Source organism: Pantoea sp. C1E2, from assembly GCF_056491465.1.
Genome location: NZ_JBSZHT010000003.1, coordinates 73,333 through 87,359, shown reverse-complemented (window position 1 = coordinate 87,359; position 14,027 = coordinate 73,333). Strand labels below are relative to the sequence as shown.

Genomic DNA, 14,027 nt, shown 5'->3' with positions numbered 1-14,027 from the left:
GTACATTACCTCTGCGTAAAGATTAAAAATATAACTGAATCATGCCTCCATATTAAAATAGAGGCATGTTGGTATTTAATTATCTAAAATTTGATTTATTTATCTCAACCAATTTGGTGAGCTGTATTATTTACTTTGGAGGAACTAGTTGTTTTAAAAGGTTCAATTTTACCGACGATTACCAGATAACTAAATGCAGCAGTGATGCATGCGCCGCCGGCCAGCATTAATGGTATGGCAAAAGAGCCTTTGGTCAATTCAACCATGAATCCTGTAAATGTTGTAATCACAATACCGGCCAGGTTTGAAGCAAAGTTTTGTATGCCTGCAATTGATGCAACATGTCTATCAGTCGGCGCAACATCTCCTGGTAACGACCACACGCTGGCCCCCGTGAAAGCAAGACTCCCATAAGAAACAGAAAGTAAGCACATGATTAAATGTATATTAGTTGTGAAAGCCGATAAGGTAATTACTGATGACATTAATAACCCCCCAACCAGGCAAGTTTTTCGCGCCGCGGTAAGACTCCAACCTCTTTTGTAGAGAGAATCTGAAACAAAACCGCCTAACCAGCCTGCCGGAATTGCAACTAAGGCTGGGATCATACCTAACGTCCCTAATTCCTTAAGTGAGAACCCCTGCGACTGAATTAGGAATGCTGGGAACCAAGTAATAAAGAAATAATTAGCAAGGTTGAAACAGAAAAAGCCTAACATCATTCCCCATAGTGTACGGTGCCTGAAAAGAGATCCCCAAGTAATTTTTGAATCAGTTTTCTGCGCCGGATCTTTATAAGCATCTTTTTCAGAATTTTCTAACTTTTTTGGGTTACGGTAAATAGCATACCATCCTATTACCCAAATGAAACCTAATCCGGCTGCTATTAAAAATGCAGCCTTCCATCCCAAAGTGCTTACAATAAGTGCGACCAGTGGAATTGACAATGCAGATCCAACTCTTGATCCACTGTCATAAATACTGGTTGCAAACGCTCGCTGTGAGGGTGAAAACCACTGACTCACAATTTTAGAGCATGCCGGATAAGCACCAGATTCACCTATTCCCAGTAGCAGCCGACATCCAAACATAGTAGCTATGCTATTTGCACCTGCAGTTAAGACAGTTGCAACTGACCACCAACCCACGGCGATTGGTAATGCTGAACGTGATCCTATTTTGTCAACCAGCCAGCCAGCTGGCATTTGCATGAATGCATATGTCCAGAAAAAACCGCTTAGTAAAAGTCCCATTTCGGCGGGGCCAATACCTAAATCTTTCTGTATTTCAGGTGCTGCAATTGCCAGATTAGCACGATCAATGTAACTGATCGCGATGGCTAAAAAGCAGAGGGACACCATTGTCCAACGCATGTTCTTCATCGCACGCCTCCTCTTTAATTGTAATGGCGCAGCTGCAGGGTATAACTTTTATGCAGGCGTAGCGTGACCGCCGCATTCTCGGATAGATTGTAAGAGTTACTGCATTCAGACATCATGATTCAGAATAAAAGCGATTTATTCTGAATCTGATTTTATAATCCAAAAGTAAATTTAAGCCTTATAGATTATTAAGGCATATTAGACATATGCACCAATTTGCCAGGGTACAAATTCCTGCTGGCCGTATCCATGAATTTCACTTCTTGAGGGTTCGCCAGACGCTAATTTTAATAACTGCTCGAAGAGTTCTTGTCCCATTTCCTGGATATTACTTTCACCATCAAGAATTTTTCCGCAGTTCATATCCATGTCATCCGACTGCCGTTCCCACAATGCTGTATTAGTTGCAAGTTTGAGTGAGGGTGCCGGGGCACAGCCAAATGCGGAGCCACGTCCGGTCGTGAAGCAGATTAAGTTAGCTCCACCAGCAACTTGACCAGTGGCTGATATCGGGTCAAAGCCGGGCGTATCCATAAAAACAAGACCGCGGGTTTTTACAGGCTGAGCATACTCATATACATCCATCAGGGGGCTCGAGCCAGCCTTAGCAATTCCACCCAATGATTTTTCCAATACCGTTGTTAACCCACCAGCTTTGTTACCTGCTGAAGGGTTATTGTTTACTTCTGCGCCATGGCGCGCGCAGTATTCTTCCCACCAGTGAATTCGATCAACCAGTTTCTGACCAACAGCGGGTGATATTGCCCGACGAGTGAGCAAGTGCTCAGCACCGTATACCTCAGGAGTTTCCGATAGTATTGCGGTACCGCCATGTTTGACAAGAATATCTACTGCAGCACCCAGAACAGGGTTTGCTGTTATACCAGAATAACCGTCAGAACCACCACACTGCAGGCCAATAACAAGCTCACTGGCTGGCACTGGTACGCGCTTAACGTCATTCACAATCGGTAGCATTTCTTTGATAAGACTTATTCCATACGCAACAGTTTTGGTTGTCCCGCCGGTATTTTGGATAGTAAAGGCTTTCAGTCGATCCCCTAGCTCCAATCCCTGCGTCTCCAGAAGTTTAGGGATTTGATTAGTCTCACATCCCAGCCCAACCACCATTAGGCCGCCGAAGTTTGCGTGGTGCGCATAGCCACCCAGCGTACGCTGCAACAGTGCCAGCGCTTCTCCTTCTGAATCCAGCGCACAACCACTTCCATGGGTTAGCGCAATTACACCGTCAATATTGGGGAAGTCCGATAATGCGGCAGGATTAATATCGCGTCTGAAAAAATCTGCGATCGCTCGAGCAACGGTTGCTGAGCAGTTTACGGAAGTCAAAACCCCAATGTAGTTTCGCGTTGCAACACGACCATCGTCCCGCACTATTCCCTGAAAAGTAGCTTGGTCTTTTTCATGAATCGTTGGTATGGCATCTTTGCTGAAAGCGTAATCACGGGAAAACTCACCCATTACAAGATTATGAGTGTGGATATGCTCTCCTATTTTGATGAACTGGCTTGCAAATCCAATGATTTGCCCATATCGCTTAACCGCACAGCCTTCCTCAATATTATGAGTTGCAATTTTGTGGCCTGGCTGAACACTGTCTACAGAAGTGATATTTTCTGAAGGAATGAAGGTGCCGGGATTAATTTGTTCAAGTGCTATTACGACATCATCAGCAGGATTGAGCCGGATCACCCTAACACTCATCGTACTTTCATCGGGTTTATTTAAAATTTGCATAGCAGTTAACCTGTACATTCTCAAAAGCACTAACCGAATAAATCGGTAGTGCTTGGTTTTATTTAGACTTCAGTACCTGTGTTTCATTTTCATGACATTGTTTAATATGTAGCACGCCCACCGGAAAGATCGAATACTGCCCCTGTACTAAAACTACAGGAAGCAGAACAAAGCCACGCAACGAGTTCTGCCACCTCCTCCGATTCTCCCAGACGCTTCATCGGGCTTTTATCGATCATTGTCTGAACATGCGAGGGCGACATCTGTTCAAGAAGCGAAGTGCGTACGGCTGCTGGCGCAATCGCATTGACCCGGATTTCAGTCTCTGCCAATTCCTTTCCCATCGACTTCGTCATAGCTATTACTCCAGCCTTAGCCGCACTATAAGCAGAAGCATTAGGTGTCCCTTCTTTACCTGCAAGGGATGAGATATTGACAATGCGGCCCTTTCCAGATTTACGCATTTCTGGAATGACTGAACGACACACATTGAAGGTACCAACAAGATTAATATCTACAATGCGCTTCCAGATTTCAGGGTCATAACTATCAAGGGGAAGAGTCGGTCCCGCAAACCCTGCGTTATTAACCAAAAAATCAATCTTCCCATATGCAGCTATAGTTTCTTGAGTTGCCTTTTCAACGCTTGCGGGGTCAGCAATATCTACACGCCACTGATGAGCAGTTTCCTGTGGAGCAAGATCCCACACAACAACCTTCGCACCTTTTTCCGCAAAATAATTTGCAATTGCAGCGCCTATACCGAGGCATCCACCGGTCACCACTGCGACCTTATCGGCAAAATTATAGTCGGCCAGACTCTCAGCATTAACGGATGAATTGTTTGACATAATCTTCACCTAAACCGACTTCCTTAAAGTGTTTTTTACACATTTCAATTTTGGTGAACACATCTTCATAGCCATTCCCTTTGCCCCATGGATCGGTGTAATACATGATCCCATTAACCTGGAAATAAGTAATCATTTCCTCAACATCTTCAGGGACATACAAGGTATGAGTTTCACCAGGTGGCTCAAAAACGTAACTGCCTTCGGTTGCTTCCCAATCATGCTCAAGATATTTCCAGCGGCCCTTAAGTACGAATCCATGAACGGTTTGCGGGTGTCTGTGGCGGCTTAGAACCCCAGACTTGCGAACCTTGAGCAAGTTCATCCAATAGCCCTGACTAGCATTTAAACACAACGGCCGAAACCAAACGTTTTCTGCCTGTGGAACCCACAAACGGTCGTCTTCTGGGATCGCATTAGCAATAACAATCTCAGGAAGAGCTTCCGCAGGATTAGGGTATTGGTAAGGCATCATTGGTTGTTCTTCAATTTTTTCTACTGGCATGGGTAATTCCTTAATGTGGACAACTTGTTTACATTGTGGACTAACATTAGCAACAGCGTTTTCAAAAAACAATAACAGTGGGGGATTAGTAATGTGAAAACGTCTGTTAGCTCACAAAATATTGAAAATGGTGTGTAATGAACGACACCTGACCAACATGGCATGAAAGGGTGGTATATGGCCGAAAGTGATTATCGAATGAGGTGTGATAAATGAGGATTTACAATGAAGTAGTAAAGACTATGCCCCGTACATTTCATGGGGCATAGATTCTTAGAGAGGTGAGGCACCCAATGGTAATGGTGTCGCCACAATGCGGTCCGAGATTGCTGTACAAATCTCTTTTAATGGAAGTATAAAAGCCTCTTCCACGTTCTCTGGCTGACGAAAGCGCAACGTACTTACGCTGACAGCAGCAATAGGTTTACCATTCCTGCCAAGGATAGGGGCGCCAAAACAACAGATCCCAGGCTCCTGTTCTTCATCATCAATTGACCATCCCCTTGCACGAGTAAGCGCTAATTGGCATCTGAGGTCATCTTTTGTAACGAGAGAATTCGGAGTAAGCATAGGAAAATGGTCGGGCAATTCTTTCAGAATTAACTCACTCTCGGATTCACTGAGCGCAGCAAGAAAAGCTTTACCGACTGCGGTAGAATGAAGAGCAACGCGAGTTCCAATGCGCGAACTCATTTGAACAGCACTCGGGCTTTCAATTTTTTCGATGTAAACCATATTCTGGCCATTTAACACTGCCAGATGCACCGTTTCACCTGTCAGGTCACGCAGACGCTTAAGATCTTCGGTGCAAAGTTGTCGAAGTTCAGAGCGGCTCCAGCTTCGACTCGCAAGTGCAATGAGCCGGGGTCCAAGGGTCAATTTCGCCGTAATTGCCCCCTCTTCAAGCAATCCTTCTGCTATAAGTGCAGCAACAGTGCGATAGACAGTGGGGCGCGGATATCCACTAAGTTTACTGAGTTCGGGTATGGTTAATGGTGCCGGACTATCAGCAACAAGTTGCAATAAATGCATAAACTTGCTGAAAGCGGCTGTGCCCGCGATTTGAGATGGGCTTGTTGACTCTGAAACAGGTATTTGGGTCATTGCGTCGAAACCCTAAAATGTTTGATAATCTGAATGATTATCCTGATGAAGAGCCATGTGTCAACGGCTGCCAATTTATTGGACACTCAGTGGTCATGCTTGTGGAAAATCGTGCCAGCACATTATTAAGTAATGGAATAAGCACTTTAAAATGGGCTTAGATCCTATAGAGCCAAATATTTCATGAGAGTGAGGAAAACTATGACATGGATTTATTAACTTCATTCTTTATTAAACACTTATCTATCATCAATATTGTAATCAAGTGAGAATGAACAAAAACCATCGCAAATAACTTTATTTTCCTCCTTCTCTTTCTGCTTTTTTAAATTCATATGGTGTGACCCCATACATAAATTTAAATGCGCGAGTCAATGACTGCTGGGAAGAGAATCCATAATCGATAGCCGCATCTATTATCTTTACATCATTGCTCAAGAGTTCCAGTGAGATGAAATAAAGTTTCCGCCTTCTGATATAAACACCAAGTGTTACCCCCATTTCCGATTTAAACATTCGGGGAAGATGTCCTACACTATATCCACAATATTTTGCAAGATAGGATAACGTGAGTGGCGACTTTATTTCCACCTCAATTTTTTTTAACAGTTCATCTATCACCTTCTTATGAAAATCATCAGCCATCGTTGTTATCCAAATCAATAAGCTAGTAATTAAAATAACCTCAACATAAACCGCATTACGTGAGCTGCGTTATTTTTCTTAATTATATTATTGAACATCACACCGGAAAACAATCTACCTACCTTCCTTAAAAACCTCAAAAAGACCCCAAATTGGTTAAGAACAAGCCTTTTAAGGAGGAGATGCTTCTCATAACACCACTTCCATGACATTTTTTAATAGATTAAAAGTCAAATATTAAATGGAGTAACCACATTTACTTTAGAAAAAATATCAGCATTATCTGTAGCAGGTAAAAAGCCATGAAAAGTAAGCAATGTCCTAAATACGAGGCGCGCATCACTTTGTAAATCATGCTGTATAACAGCGTTAATTTTACGGTCATTGAGAAGAAATCTATTCTCCTCATCTATATCATGACCAATATAGCAAAAAACCTGGCGATCAGCATGATTAAAAGCTCTGAGGATAGCTGCATTACCCCCGCCAACACAATATACTGCTTTAAGGTTTGGATGTTTATTTAATGCTTTCAACATAACGTCAAAAGTCATTCCATCTACGCCATAACCCTCGCTGATCCAAACAGGACTGATTGATGGTAATAGGGTTTTCATCCCCTGACAAAAACCCTGAACACGCTCTTCCTCGCCAAGAAATTTCTGGCTACTCAATACAACAGCAATATCCAATTGAGTATCCTTCAGCCACTGAGACATTAAGTACGCTGCGGTCATGCCTGCTGAATTATTATCCATACCCACATAGCGTAAACGTTTACTATCAGGAACGTCTGTCACCATGGTGACTACCGGAACACGGTGTTTCTGCAATTCCTCAATGGTTTTGATGATAGTTTTATTATTCTCCGCCTTGAGAATGATGCCATAACTATCATTGGCGCATTTGAGCATGAGTTTTCGCATTTCATCCGTGCTTATCGTCTCCACACAGTGGAAACGTAGTTGCAACTGGAACGAAGAAAAATGACTCATTTCTTCTATGAGTGCGTCACAAACTAGTCGGCTGAATCTTTCAGGCGTATGAAGTATAACATCGAGCGGGATACTTCGGCCGGAGGCCAGGCTGGTTCGCTCCTGCAATTCCAGGTCTCTAATAGCCTGTTTTATACGGCGATCAGTTCGGGCATGCACGGCCCCTCTGCTATGGAGTGCACGGTCAACTGTCGCCTTGCTCACGCCAGCCTGAGCTGCAATTTGTTTAATCGTAAACTTCATTTTGAGGTCTTTTTGAGGTCTTTAAGTTCTTTTGTTATGTAAATGTACATGATAATGTTTTGCCGCGTAACTGAAGTTATCAAAAAATTTAAAAAACATTTAACTCTACTAAAGGATTTTAATTTATAAGTACACAAATTTATAAGGTTAATGCATGGTTAACTTCATGCCATAAGTCTATTTAGCATTTCTGACGGAAGTGCAACAGATTCAATGGTCATAATATTAATTATAACTCCTTTATAATTTTAAAGGAGCGGCTTCCTATGGCTTTTTTCAAGAAAAGGTAATTTCACACAGGGAGCAATTAAAGCAATAGCCGCTTAGAACACTATTTCTTATGAAATAGTATTAATTAATGCAAGGGTTAATAAAAATGAAGAGTAGTATGTCTATTTTTACAAAGATAGTGGGGATATTTTTACTAATCCTCGGGCTAGCTTTGGCAGGGGGTGGGGTTTACTTAATCAGCCTCGGTGGTTCATGGTTTTATTTGCCGGCCGGCTTGGCAATGGCAGGTTGCGGTGCCGGTTTCTTCCGCGCTAAATCCTGGACGGTTCATTTAGCTTTTGTCTTATTAGCATGCAGTTTAATTTGGGCATTCTCAGAAGTCGGTACTGATTTCTGGCAACTTGTTCCGAGAACAATTGCCTTCCTCATTATCTTCCTGCTGGCGGCTTTGTTTGCACCTGTGCTGACAAACACTAAGGGCCGACCGGCTCTGCCTAAGCTTGCTTCCTTATTGGTTTCCCTCGTAACTTTTGCATCACTGGTAATGATCTTCGCTAATATGTTCCGCGCTCATCCCGAAGTGGAAGTGAGTGCGGATGCACCACCTGCAAAAGTTATTGACCAGGCTGCAGAAGACAATAGCGGTGATGACTGGACAGCCTGGGGGCGTAACACCCTTGGGCAACGTTTCGCGCAATTTAAACAGATCAATACCACCAACGTTAAAGACCTGAAAGTCGCATGGACATACCGCACTGGTGACCTTGCGATTGATGGCGCTGAATACCAAACGACACCATTGAAAGTGGGCGACACGATGTATATGTGTACGCCGCTTAGCAAGGTAATTGCAATTGACGCTACAACGGGCAAAGAGAAGTGGCGCTTCGATCCACAACCGAAAATCTTTGAAAGCGACAAGGGCTGGAAGCGATGCCGTGGGGTAGGCTATGCCGATCTCGACCAGTTGTCGACTAATAACTCACCCCCTGGCGGGATTGCCGCGACGTCTGTTTCCTCTGTTGCAACCTGTCGAAAACGCATCATTGAAACCACTATTGACGCCCGCATCGTGGCGCTGGATGCTGAAACCGGCAAACTGTGTGAGGACTTTGGCAACGGAGGTTACGTCGATCTGACGCTGAACATGCCGGCTGACGCCAAAGGAGGCCAGCAGGGTAGCTATAACGTGACCTCTGCCCCACTGGTGGCCGATGGCGTGATAATGGTGGGAGGCCGTCTCAACGATAACCTAACCACTGGCGAACCCGGCGGCGTAGTGCGTGGATATGATGTAGTCAGTGGCAAAATCCTTTGGGCCTGGGATGCGAAACGCGGCGCCAGCGACAGTAGCCCACTGCCAGTCGGCGAGACTTACCCAATTGAAACGCCAAACTTCTGGGGTACGGCCGCTTACGATCCTAAACTGGGCCTGGCTTATTTCCCAACAGGAAACCAGACGCCAGACTTCTGGACCGGCGACCGCCACCCCTACTCGAACGAGTATAACGATGCCATCGTCGCCGTCGATCTAAAAACCGGTAAGGAGCGTTGGCACTTCCGCACTGCCAACATTGATCAGTATGACTATGACGTTTCCTCCCAACCTATTTTGTATGACCTGCCTGGCAAAGACGGTCAGAAAACCCCCGTACTCATTCAGTTGACCAAGCGCGGTGAAGTCTTCGTACTTGATCGCCGTACTGGTAAACCAGTTATCCCGGTTGAATATCGTAAAGTTCCAACCGATGTCATGCCGGGTATGCAGGTGGCCGATACCCAGCCATTCTCTGCTATCTCAGTGGGTACCACGCCGCTGAAAGAGAGTGATATGTGGGGCGCGTCAATCTTTGATCAGCTCTACTGCCGTATTCAGTTTAAAGAAATGCGCACAGAGGGTCCTTTCACTCCGCTTTCGGATAAACAACGTACCCTGATTTACCCGGGATACTATGGTGGCTTTAACTGGGGCGGCGGTGCGTTGGATATGTCGACAGGCACTTTGATTGTCAACGACATCCGTATGGCGCAATGGGGTCAATTCATCAAGCGTGAAGACGCTGACCGCAGAGGACTTAAAGCCACGACAGAAGGTGAATACTCAGAACAGTTGGGTACCCCTTGGGGCGTAGAACGCGGAATGTTTATGTCGCCATTAGGCGTGCCTTGTTTCAAACCACCGTTTGGGTCGATGACAGCGATTGACCTGACGACCGGTAAAACTCGCTGGCAGGTCCCGGTAGGCGGTATCAAGGATGCACCGATTCATGGTGTGGCGCCAGGTATCGATATTCCGCTGGGTATGCCAACGATGGGCGGTCCATTAGTCACCAAAGGTGGACTCACTTTCTTCCATGGCTCACTCGACTACTACGTGCGAGCCTTTGACAACAATACCGGTAAAGAGCTGTGGCGTGGACGTCTGCCAGTAGGCGGACAAGGTGCGCCAATGACCTATATAGGCAAAGACGGTAAACAGTATATCGTCGTGGTGGCTGGCGGTGCGACACGCACCGGTACCAATGACAACCGCGGTGACTACGTGATTGCTTATGCACTCCCTTAATTGCCAGGCGAATGCTTAGCAGAAAATAACAAACGGGCGCTGTTAACAGCGCCCGTTTTTCTTACTCAAGCTTTTCGTTTTAACGTCTGTGCATCCAGTTCGGAATGAAATCTTTCAACACTCCACTGCGCATCTAATGCTTCCACAACCAGCTGCTGCTGCGTTTTAGGCACCATTCCTCCCACAGGCGGGTCGGTATCAAGGTTGGTCGGGAATGAATAGCCGCGGGCTGCCACCTCGATCAACGCCTTGGTTTGATCGGCTGGTTTACGGCTTTTCAACAAAATCGGGTACACCAGCTTTAGCAAATGTTCATGATTCACTTCTTCCATTGGAACGCCAAACGCCGATGAGATCTGCAACAGGTTGGCCGTCCTGACGTGGCTTTCGGTTGTGTTATTACCGGCAGCATGGAAAAGCGCAGGATTAAAGAATAATCCATCGCCTTTCTTCAGGGGTAACTGCACAAAATTCTCTGCGAAGTATTGGACAAATTCGGGCCGTCTGTAAGCGATATAGCCCAACTCATATTGATGTGACCAAGGCAGCAGCTGCGTCGGCCCAGAGGCCAACGGCATGTCAGAGTGGGCAACTGCACCCTGCAATGTCAGATACTGCGTCAGGATTTGCACCGGTATAGGAAATTCAGCAGCGAATGCACTTTGCTGAAAACCAAGGTGATAATCACGGTGAGGTTGCTGTGCTTCACCGCCAGGACGAACCTGATTAACCTGTGAAGTCATGAGCCAGGCGGGACCCAGCCACGCAGTACAAATCAGGTTGAGCATCGGGTTGGCATAGTACTCGGCAAAGACTTCAGGGCTGGTTTCGCCAAGCTTTTGCAGCGCGTTCCAGATCCTTCCATTGTTGCCTGCCTTGGAGAAATGGTCCGCCTGAACTTTCGACTCGGCCTCTTCACGCATGATTTTCTCAAATGCTGCTGAAGCTCTGTCGATAACGGATACATCAGAGAACAGATTTTTGACAACAAAAACGCCAGGCCCATAGGAAAGCGCTTTATGGAGTTCACTCAGTACTGACCGTTTGTCCGTGGCGGCTGCATCTTCCAAAGTTGAACGATCATAGATAATCACCTCAGATTGCACTTCAGCGGATAGAGGGTAATCAGCAGCATTCACGCGCTGATTGCAGAAGGTTTTGAAATCATCTACAGAAACCTGACCCTCAGTTGCGAAATATTCTGGAGACATATCGACCTCATTTTATTTTAATCATTCCAGGGTTTGCTTAACGCATCTTCAGCCCAATTGCTGGCTTGCTACACCACAAGCTAGCAGTTACATTGAGTTAACAAAACATCAAAAAACCCTCAAAAAAACCTCATAATATGAAGCAGTTTACGCTCAAGCAGATATCTGCACAGTCAGGCCTCAGTCTGGCAACGGTTGATCGGGCTCTCCATCAGCGGGGCAACGTTCACCCACAGACCGAGCACCGGATACGTCAGGCAATCGCCGATCTCGAATTACAGCAGAAAGCCAGCCTTGCAAAAGGGCGGACCATTTATATTGACGTCATCCTCCATACTCCCGAACGATTTAGTGAGTTAGTGCGCGAAGCCTTCGTCAGCCAGATATCAAGCTTCGTTTCATTCCGCATTCAACTCCGTTTTCACTGCTATGAAGACCTGAGCTTCACCGAGATTAAAACGCTGATAAAGAAGTGTGCCGTGGACAGTCATGGCATTGTGCTCAAGCTCCAGCATTCGCCAGAAATGGTCCCGGTCATCGAGGGGCTGATACGTCAACGTATACCTGTTGTGACGATCGTGACCGATATTCCCGGCAGTACCCGACTGCGCTATATCGGTATGGACAATTACAGCGCCGGAAAAGCGGCCGCGTTGATCATGTCGAAATGGCTATCGCCTGAGAATGGCACTATCGCAACGATTGTGGGGAGTGAGGATTTCACCGGAGAGATGGAAAGGTGTGAAGGGTTTGTCAAAGCCATTACTCAGTTCAAGCCAGATTGTAGAATCGTACAATTAGCCGGCGGTTATGGCATTGACCACCAGATGTACGATTACGTCAACAAGGCATTGGAAAAGGAAAAAGAGATCATAGCGATCTACACCGTCGGGGGCGGAAATGCCGGGATCCTCAGAGCATTAGATGAACATGGCATCACTATCCGTGCCTTTATTGGACACGATCTCGATCGTGAAAACAGAGCCTTGATGCAAGCCGGTAAAATTGACGTATTAATTGAACATAATTTACAGCTAGATGCCCAGAATGCGCTTAAAACGCTTTTGGAATTTCATCATTTTTTACCGGTGAACGATGTTCAACCGCTTTATTCAAAAATTAACATTATCACCCGATATAATATGCACACTTAAAATTGCGAAACGGGTCATCAACTTTGCAGCCCATCGCGCCCAGCAGGTCACCGTCATATACCGGCCTAAACTTAGGCCTCCGCATGATGAGCAAAAAATCCCCTGATACACCGCCGCCCGCCGGAATCGTTTTTCAATTCTCTTGAGCGCATCAACGTCGATAGGGTTCACGGCAGTTCTCTGCACAGGGGATGATTCTTTTTTAACGTTATCGGTATTTAGGTGTAATCCAAACGTTACCCTGCTCATGGCTGTCCACCACGGCATCGACAAAAGCCACTCCTTTCAAACCATCATAAACCTGCGGAACGGCAGCGCCGATACCGTTGATTTCACGCTGCCGATCACGCGCACGCAGAGCCGAGGCAAAACCGCTATAGAGGTTCGTGAAGGCTTCGATATACCCTTCCGGGTGACCAGGAGGGGTGCGGGTACGCGCTTTAGTCAGATCGCAGAGATCATCCCGGCCGCGCTTGATAGTTTGGGTGTAGCCCTCAAGTGGGGTATAGACCAGTTCATTAGGCTGTTCCTGGAACCAGGATAGACTCCCGTTTTCACCAAACACCCGCAGGCGCAGAGAATTTGAGCAGCCGATGGCCACCTGAGATGACCACAGCATGCCGCGCGCGCCCCCTTCATAGCGGATCATGACGTGTGCGTTATCATCAAGCGCACGACCTTCTACAAAAGTCGCCAGATCGGCAATCACACTTTCCGCCTTTAGCCCGGTGACGTATCCCGCCAGATGATAGGCATGCGTCCCTATATCGCCAATCGAACCGCCGCGACCGTTTTTCTTCGGATCCACGCGCCAGGCTGCCTGCTGATTGTTTAATTCAACCCCCGTCGCCATCCATTCCAGTGGATATTCCACCTGCAGCGTACGCACTTTTCCTATCACCCCCTCCGCGATTCGATGACGCGCCTCCATGATCATGGGATAACCGGAATAGGTGTACGTCACACCCAGGAATCGCCCTGTACTGCGTACCACTTCATTCAGCGCTTCGGCGTCATCCAGTGTCGTGGTGAGCGGCTTTTCACAGATGACATCAATACCCGCTTCAAGAAAAGCCCGGGCAATAGGGAAGTGAGTGAAATTTGGGGTACAGATTGCCACCACGTCGACGCCATCTTCGCGTGCCGTTTCTGCAGCAAGCATTGCGGTGTAATCGTTATACGATCGGTCTGCTGCAATGTAGTTCTTTGCGGCAAACGCGTGGCCCCTCTCGGCGTTGACATCGAACGCGCCCGCCACCAGTTCATATTCATTATCAAGACGCGCAGCAAAGCGGTGAATGCCCCCAATGTAAGCACCTTCTCCACCGCCGATCATACCTAAACGAATACGACGCCCCTGCAGGGATGACTTGCTCATCATG

The 14,027-nt window shown here is 46.4% G+C and carries 11 protein-coding genes; 2 read left to right on the top strand and 9 right to left on the bottom strand.

The features are described 5' to 3' along the window. Positions 1–104: 104 nt before the first annotated feature. The 7 genes from ACXI0A_RS20875 to ACXI0A_RS20845 all read right to left on the bottom strand — a co-directional run bounded on the left by ACXI0A_RS20875 (position 105) and on the right by ACXI0A_RS20845 (position 7,483). Positions 105–1,382 carry an MFS transporter gene (locus ACXI0A_RS20875; RefSeq protein ID WP_476147214.1) on the bottom strand — a complete coding sequence of 426 codons (1,278 nt, stop codon included), beginning with the start codon at positions 1,380–1,382 and terminating at the stop codon, positions 105–107. A gap of 198 nt (positions 1,383–1,580) precedes the next feature. Then, on the bottom strand, positions 1,581–3,140 hold the full coding sequence (locus tag ACXI0A_RS20870; RefSeq protein ID WP_476147215.1) for a UxaA family hydrolase: 1,560 nt from the start codon (positions 3,138–3,140) through the stop codon (positions 1,581–1,583). A gap of 101 nt (positions 3,141–3,241) precedes the next feature. Further along, the gene (locus ACXI0A_RS20865; protein WP_476147216.1) at positions 3,242–3,991 is read right to left on the bottom strand and encodes an SDR family oxidoreductase; all 750 of its coding nucleotides are present in this window, start codon (positions 3,989–3,991) and stop codon (positions 3,242–3,244) included. Next, the gene (locus tag ACXI0A_RS20860; RefSeq protein WP_476147217.1) at positions 3,969–4,496 is read right to left on the bottom strand and encodes a cupin domain-containing protein; all 528 of its coding nucleotides are present in this window, start codon (positions 4,494–4,496) and stop codon (positions 3,969–3,971) included. Before ACXI0A_RS20860 ends, ACXI0A_RS20865 begins: the two co-directional genes overlap by 23 nt. A gap of 273 nt (positions 4,497–4,769) precedes the next feature. Then, on the bottom strand, positions 4,770–5,600 hold the full coding sequence (locus tag ACXI0A_RS20855; protein ID WP_476147218.1) for an IclR family transcriptional regulator domain-containing protein: 831 nt from the start codon (positions 5,598–5,600) through the stop codon (positions 4,770–4,772). A 297-nt stretch (positions 5,601–5,897) separates the two neighbouring features. Beyond that, on the bottom strand, positions 5,898–6,245 hold the full coding sequence (locus ACXI0A_RS20850; protein WP_476147219.1) for a helix-turn-helix domain-containing protein: 348 nt from the start codon (positions 6,243–6,245) through the stop codon (positions 5,898–5,900). 230 nt (positions 6,246–6,475) lie between these two features. Continuing rightward, a complete protein-coding gene (locus tag ACXI0A_RS20845; RefSeq protein ID WP_476147220.1) occupies positions 6,476–7,483 on the bottom strand; it encodes a substrate-binding domain-containing protein in 1,008 nt (335 codons plus the stop codon). 358 nt (positions 7,484–7,841) lie between these two features. Here ACXI0A_RS20845 and ACXI0A_RS20840 point away from each other — a divergent pair, with 358 nt between their 5' ends. Beyond that, the gene (locus ACXI0A_RS20840; RefSeq protein WP_479410247.1) at positions 7,842–10,280 is read left to right on the top strand and encodes a membrane-bound PQQ-dependent dehydrogenase, glucose/quinate/shikimate family; all 2,439 of its coding nucleotides are present in this window, start codon (positions 7,842–7,844) and stop codon (positions 10,278–10,280) included. 65 nt (positions 10,281–10,345) lie between these two features. Here the strand turns inward: ACXI0A_RS20840 and ACXI0A_RS20835 are convergent, their stop codons facing one another. Further along, the gene (locus ACXI0A_RS20835) at positions 10,346–11,491 is read right to left on the bottom strand and encodes a phytanoyl-CoA dioxygenase family protein (RefSeq protein ID WP_476147222.1); all 1,146 of its coding nucleotides are present in this window, start codon (positions 11,489–11,491) and stop codon (positions 10,346–10,348) included. Positions 11,492–11,628: 137 nt separating this feature from the next. Between ACXI0A_RS20835 and ACXI0A_RS20830 the strand changes: the two genes are divergently transcribed. Next, the gene (locus ACXI0A_RS20830) at positions 11,629–12,645 is read left to right on the top strand and encodes a substrate-binding domain-containing protein (protein ID WP_476147223.1); all 1,017 of its coding nucleotides are present in this window, start codon (positions 11,629–11,631) and stop codon (positions 12,643–12,645) included. 208 nt (positions 12,646–12,853) lie between these two features. Here ACXI0A_RS20830 and ACXI0A_RS20825 read toward each other — a convergent pair whose 3' ends face one another. Next, complete coding sequence (locus ACXI0A_RS20825) at positions 12,854–14,026, bottom strand: Gfo/Idh/MocA family protein (RefSeq protein ID WP_476147224.1); 1,173 nt, start codon at positions 14,024–14,026, stop codon at positions 12,854–12,856. Between the last annotated feature and the right edge of the window lies 1 nt (position 14,027).

What these genes read in the sequence shown, in the direction of transcription:
- ACXI0A_RS20875 (WP_476147214.1), bottom strand. Translation starts at nt 1,382, where the DNA reads ATGAAGAACATGCGTTGGACAATGGTGTCCCTCTGCTTTTTAGCCATC.
- ACXI0A_RS20870 (WP_476147215.1), bottom strand. Translation starts at nt 3,140, where the DNA reads ATGCAAATTTTAAATAAACCCGATGAAAGTACGATGAGTGTTAGGGTG.
- ACXI0A_RS20865 (WP_476147216.1), bottom strand. Translation starts at nt 3,991, where the DNA reads ATGTCAAACAATTCATCCGTTAATGCTGAGAGTCTGGCCGACTATAAT.
- ACXI0A_RS20860 (WP_476147217.1), bottom strand. Translation starts at nt 4,496, where the DNA reads ATGCCAGTAGAAAAAATTGAAGAACAACCAATGATGCCTTACCAATAC.
- ACXI0A_RS20855 (WP_476147218.1), bottom strand. Translation starts at nt 5,600, where the DNA reads ATGACCCAAATACCTGTTTCAGAGTCAACAAGCCCATCTCAAATCGCG.
- ACXI0A_RS20850 (WP_476147219.1), bottom strand. Translation starts at nt 6,245, where the DNA reads ATGGCTGATGATTTTCATAAGAAGGTGATAGATGAACTGTTAAAAAAA.
- ACXI0A_RS20845 (WP_476147220.1), bottom strand. Translation starts at nt 7,483, where the DNA reads ATGAAGTTTACGATTAAACAAATTGCAGCTCAGGCTGGCGTGAGCAAG.
- ACXI0A_RS20840 (WP_479410247.1), top strand. Translation starts at nt 7,842, where the DNA reads ATGCAAGGGTTAATAAAAATGAAGAGTAGTATGTCTATTTTTACAAAG.
- ACXI0A_RS20835 (WP_476147222.1), bottom strand. Translation starts at nt 11,491, where the DNA reads ATGTCTCCAGAATATTTCGCAACTGAGGGTCAGGTTTCTGTAGATGAT.
- ACXI0A_RS20830 (WP_476147223.1), top strand. Translation starts at nt 11,629, where the DNA reads ATGAAGCAGTTTACGCTCAAGCAGATATCTGCACAGTCAGGCCTCAGT.
- ACXI0A_RS20825 (WP_476147224.1), bottom strand. Translation starts at nt 14,026, where the DNA reads ATGATGAGCAAGTCATCCCTGCAGGGGCGTCGTATTCGTTTAGGTATG.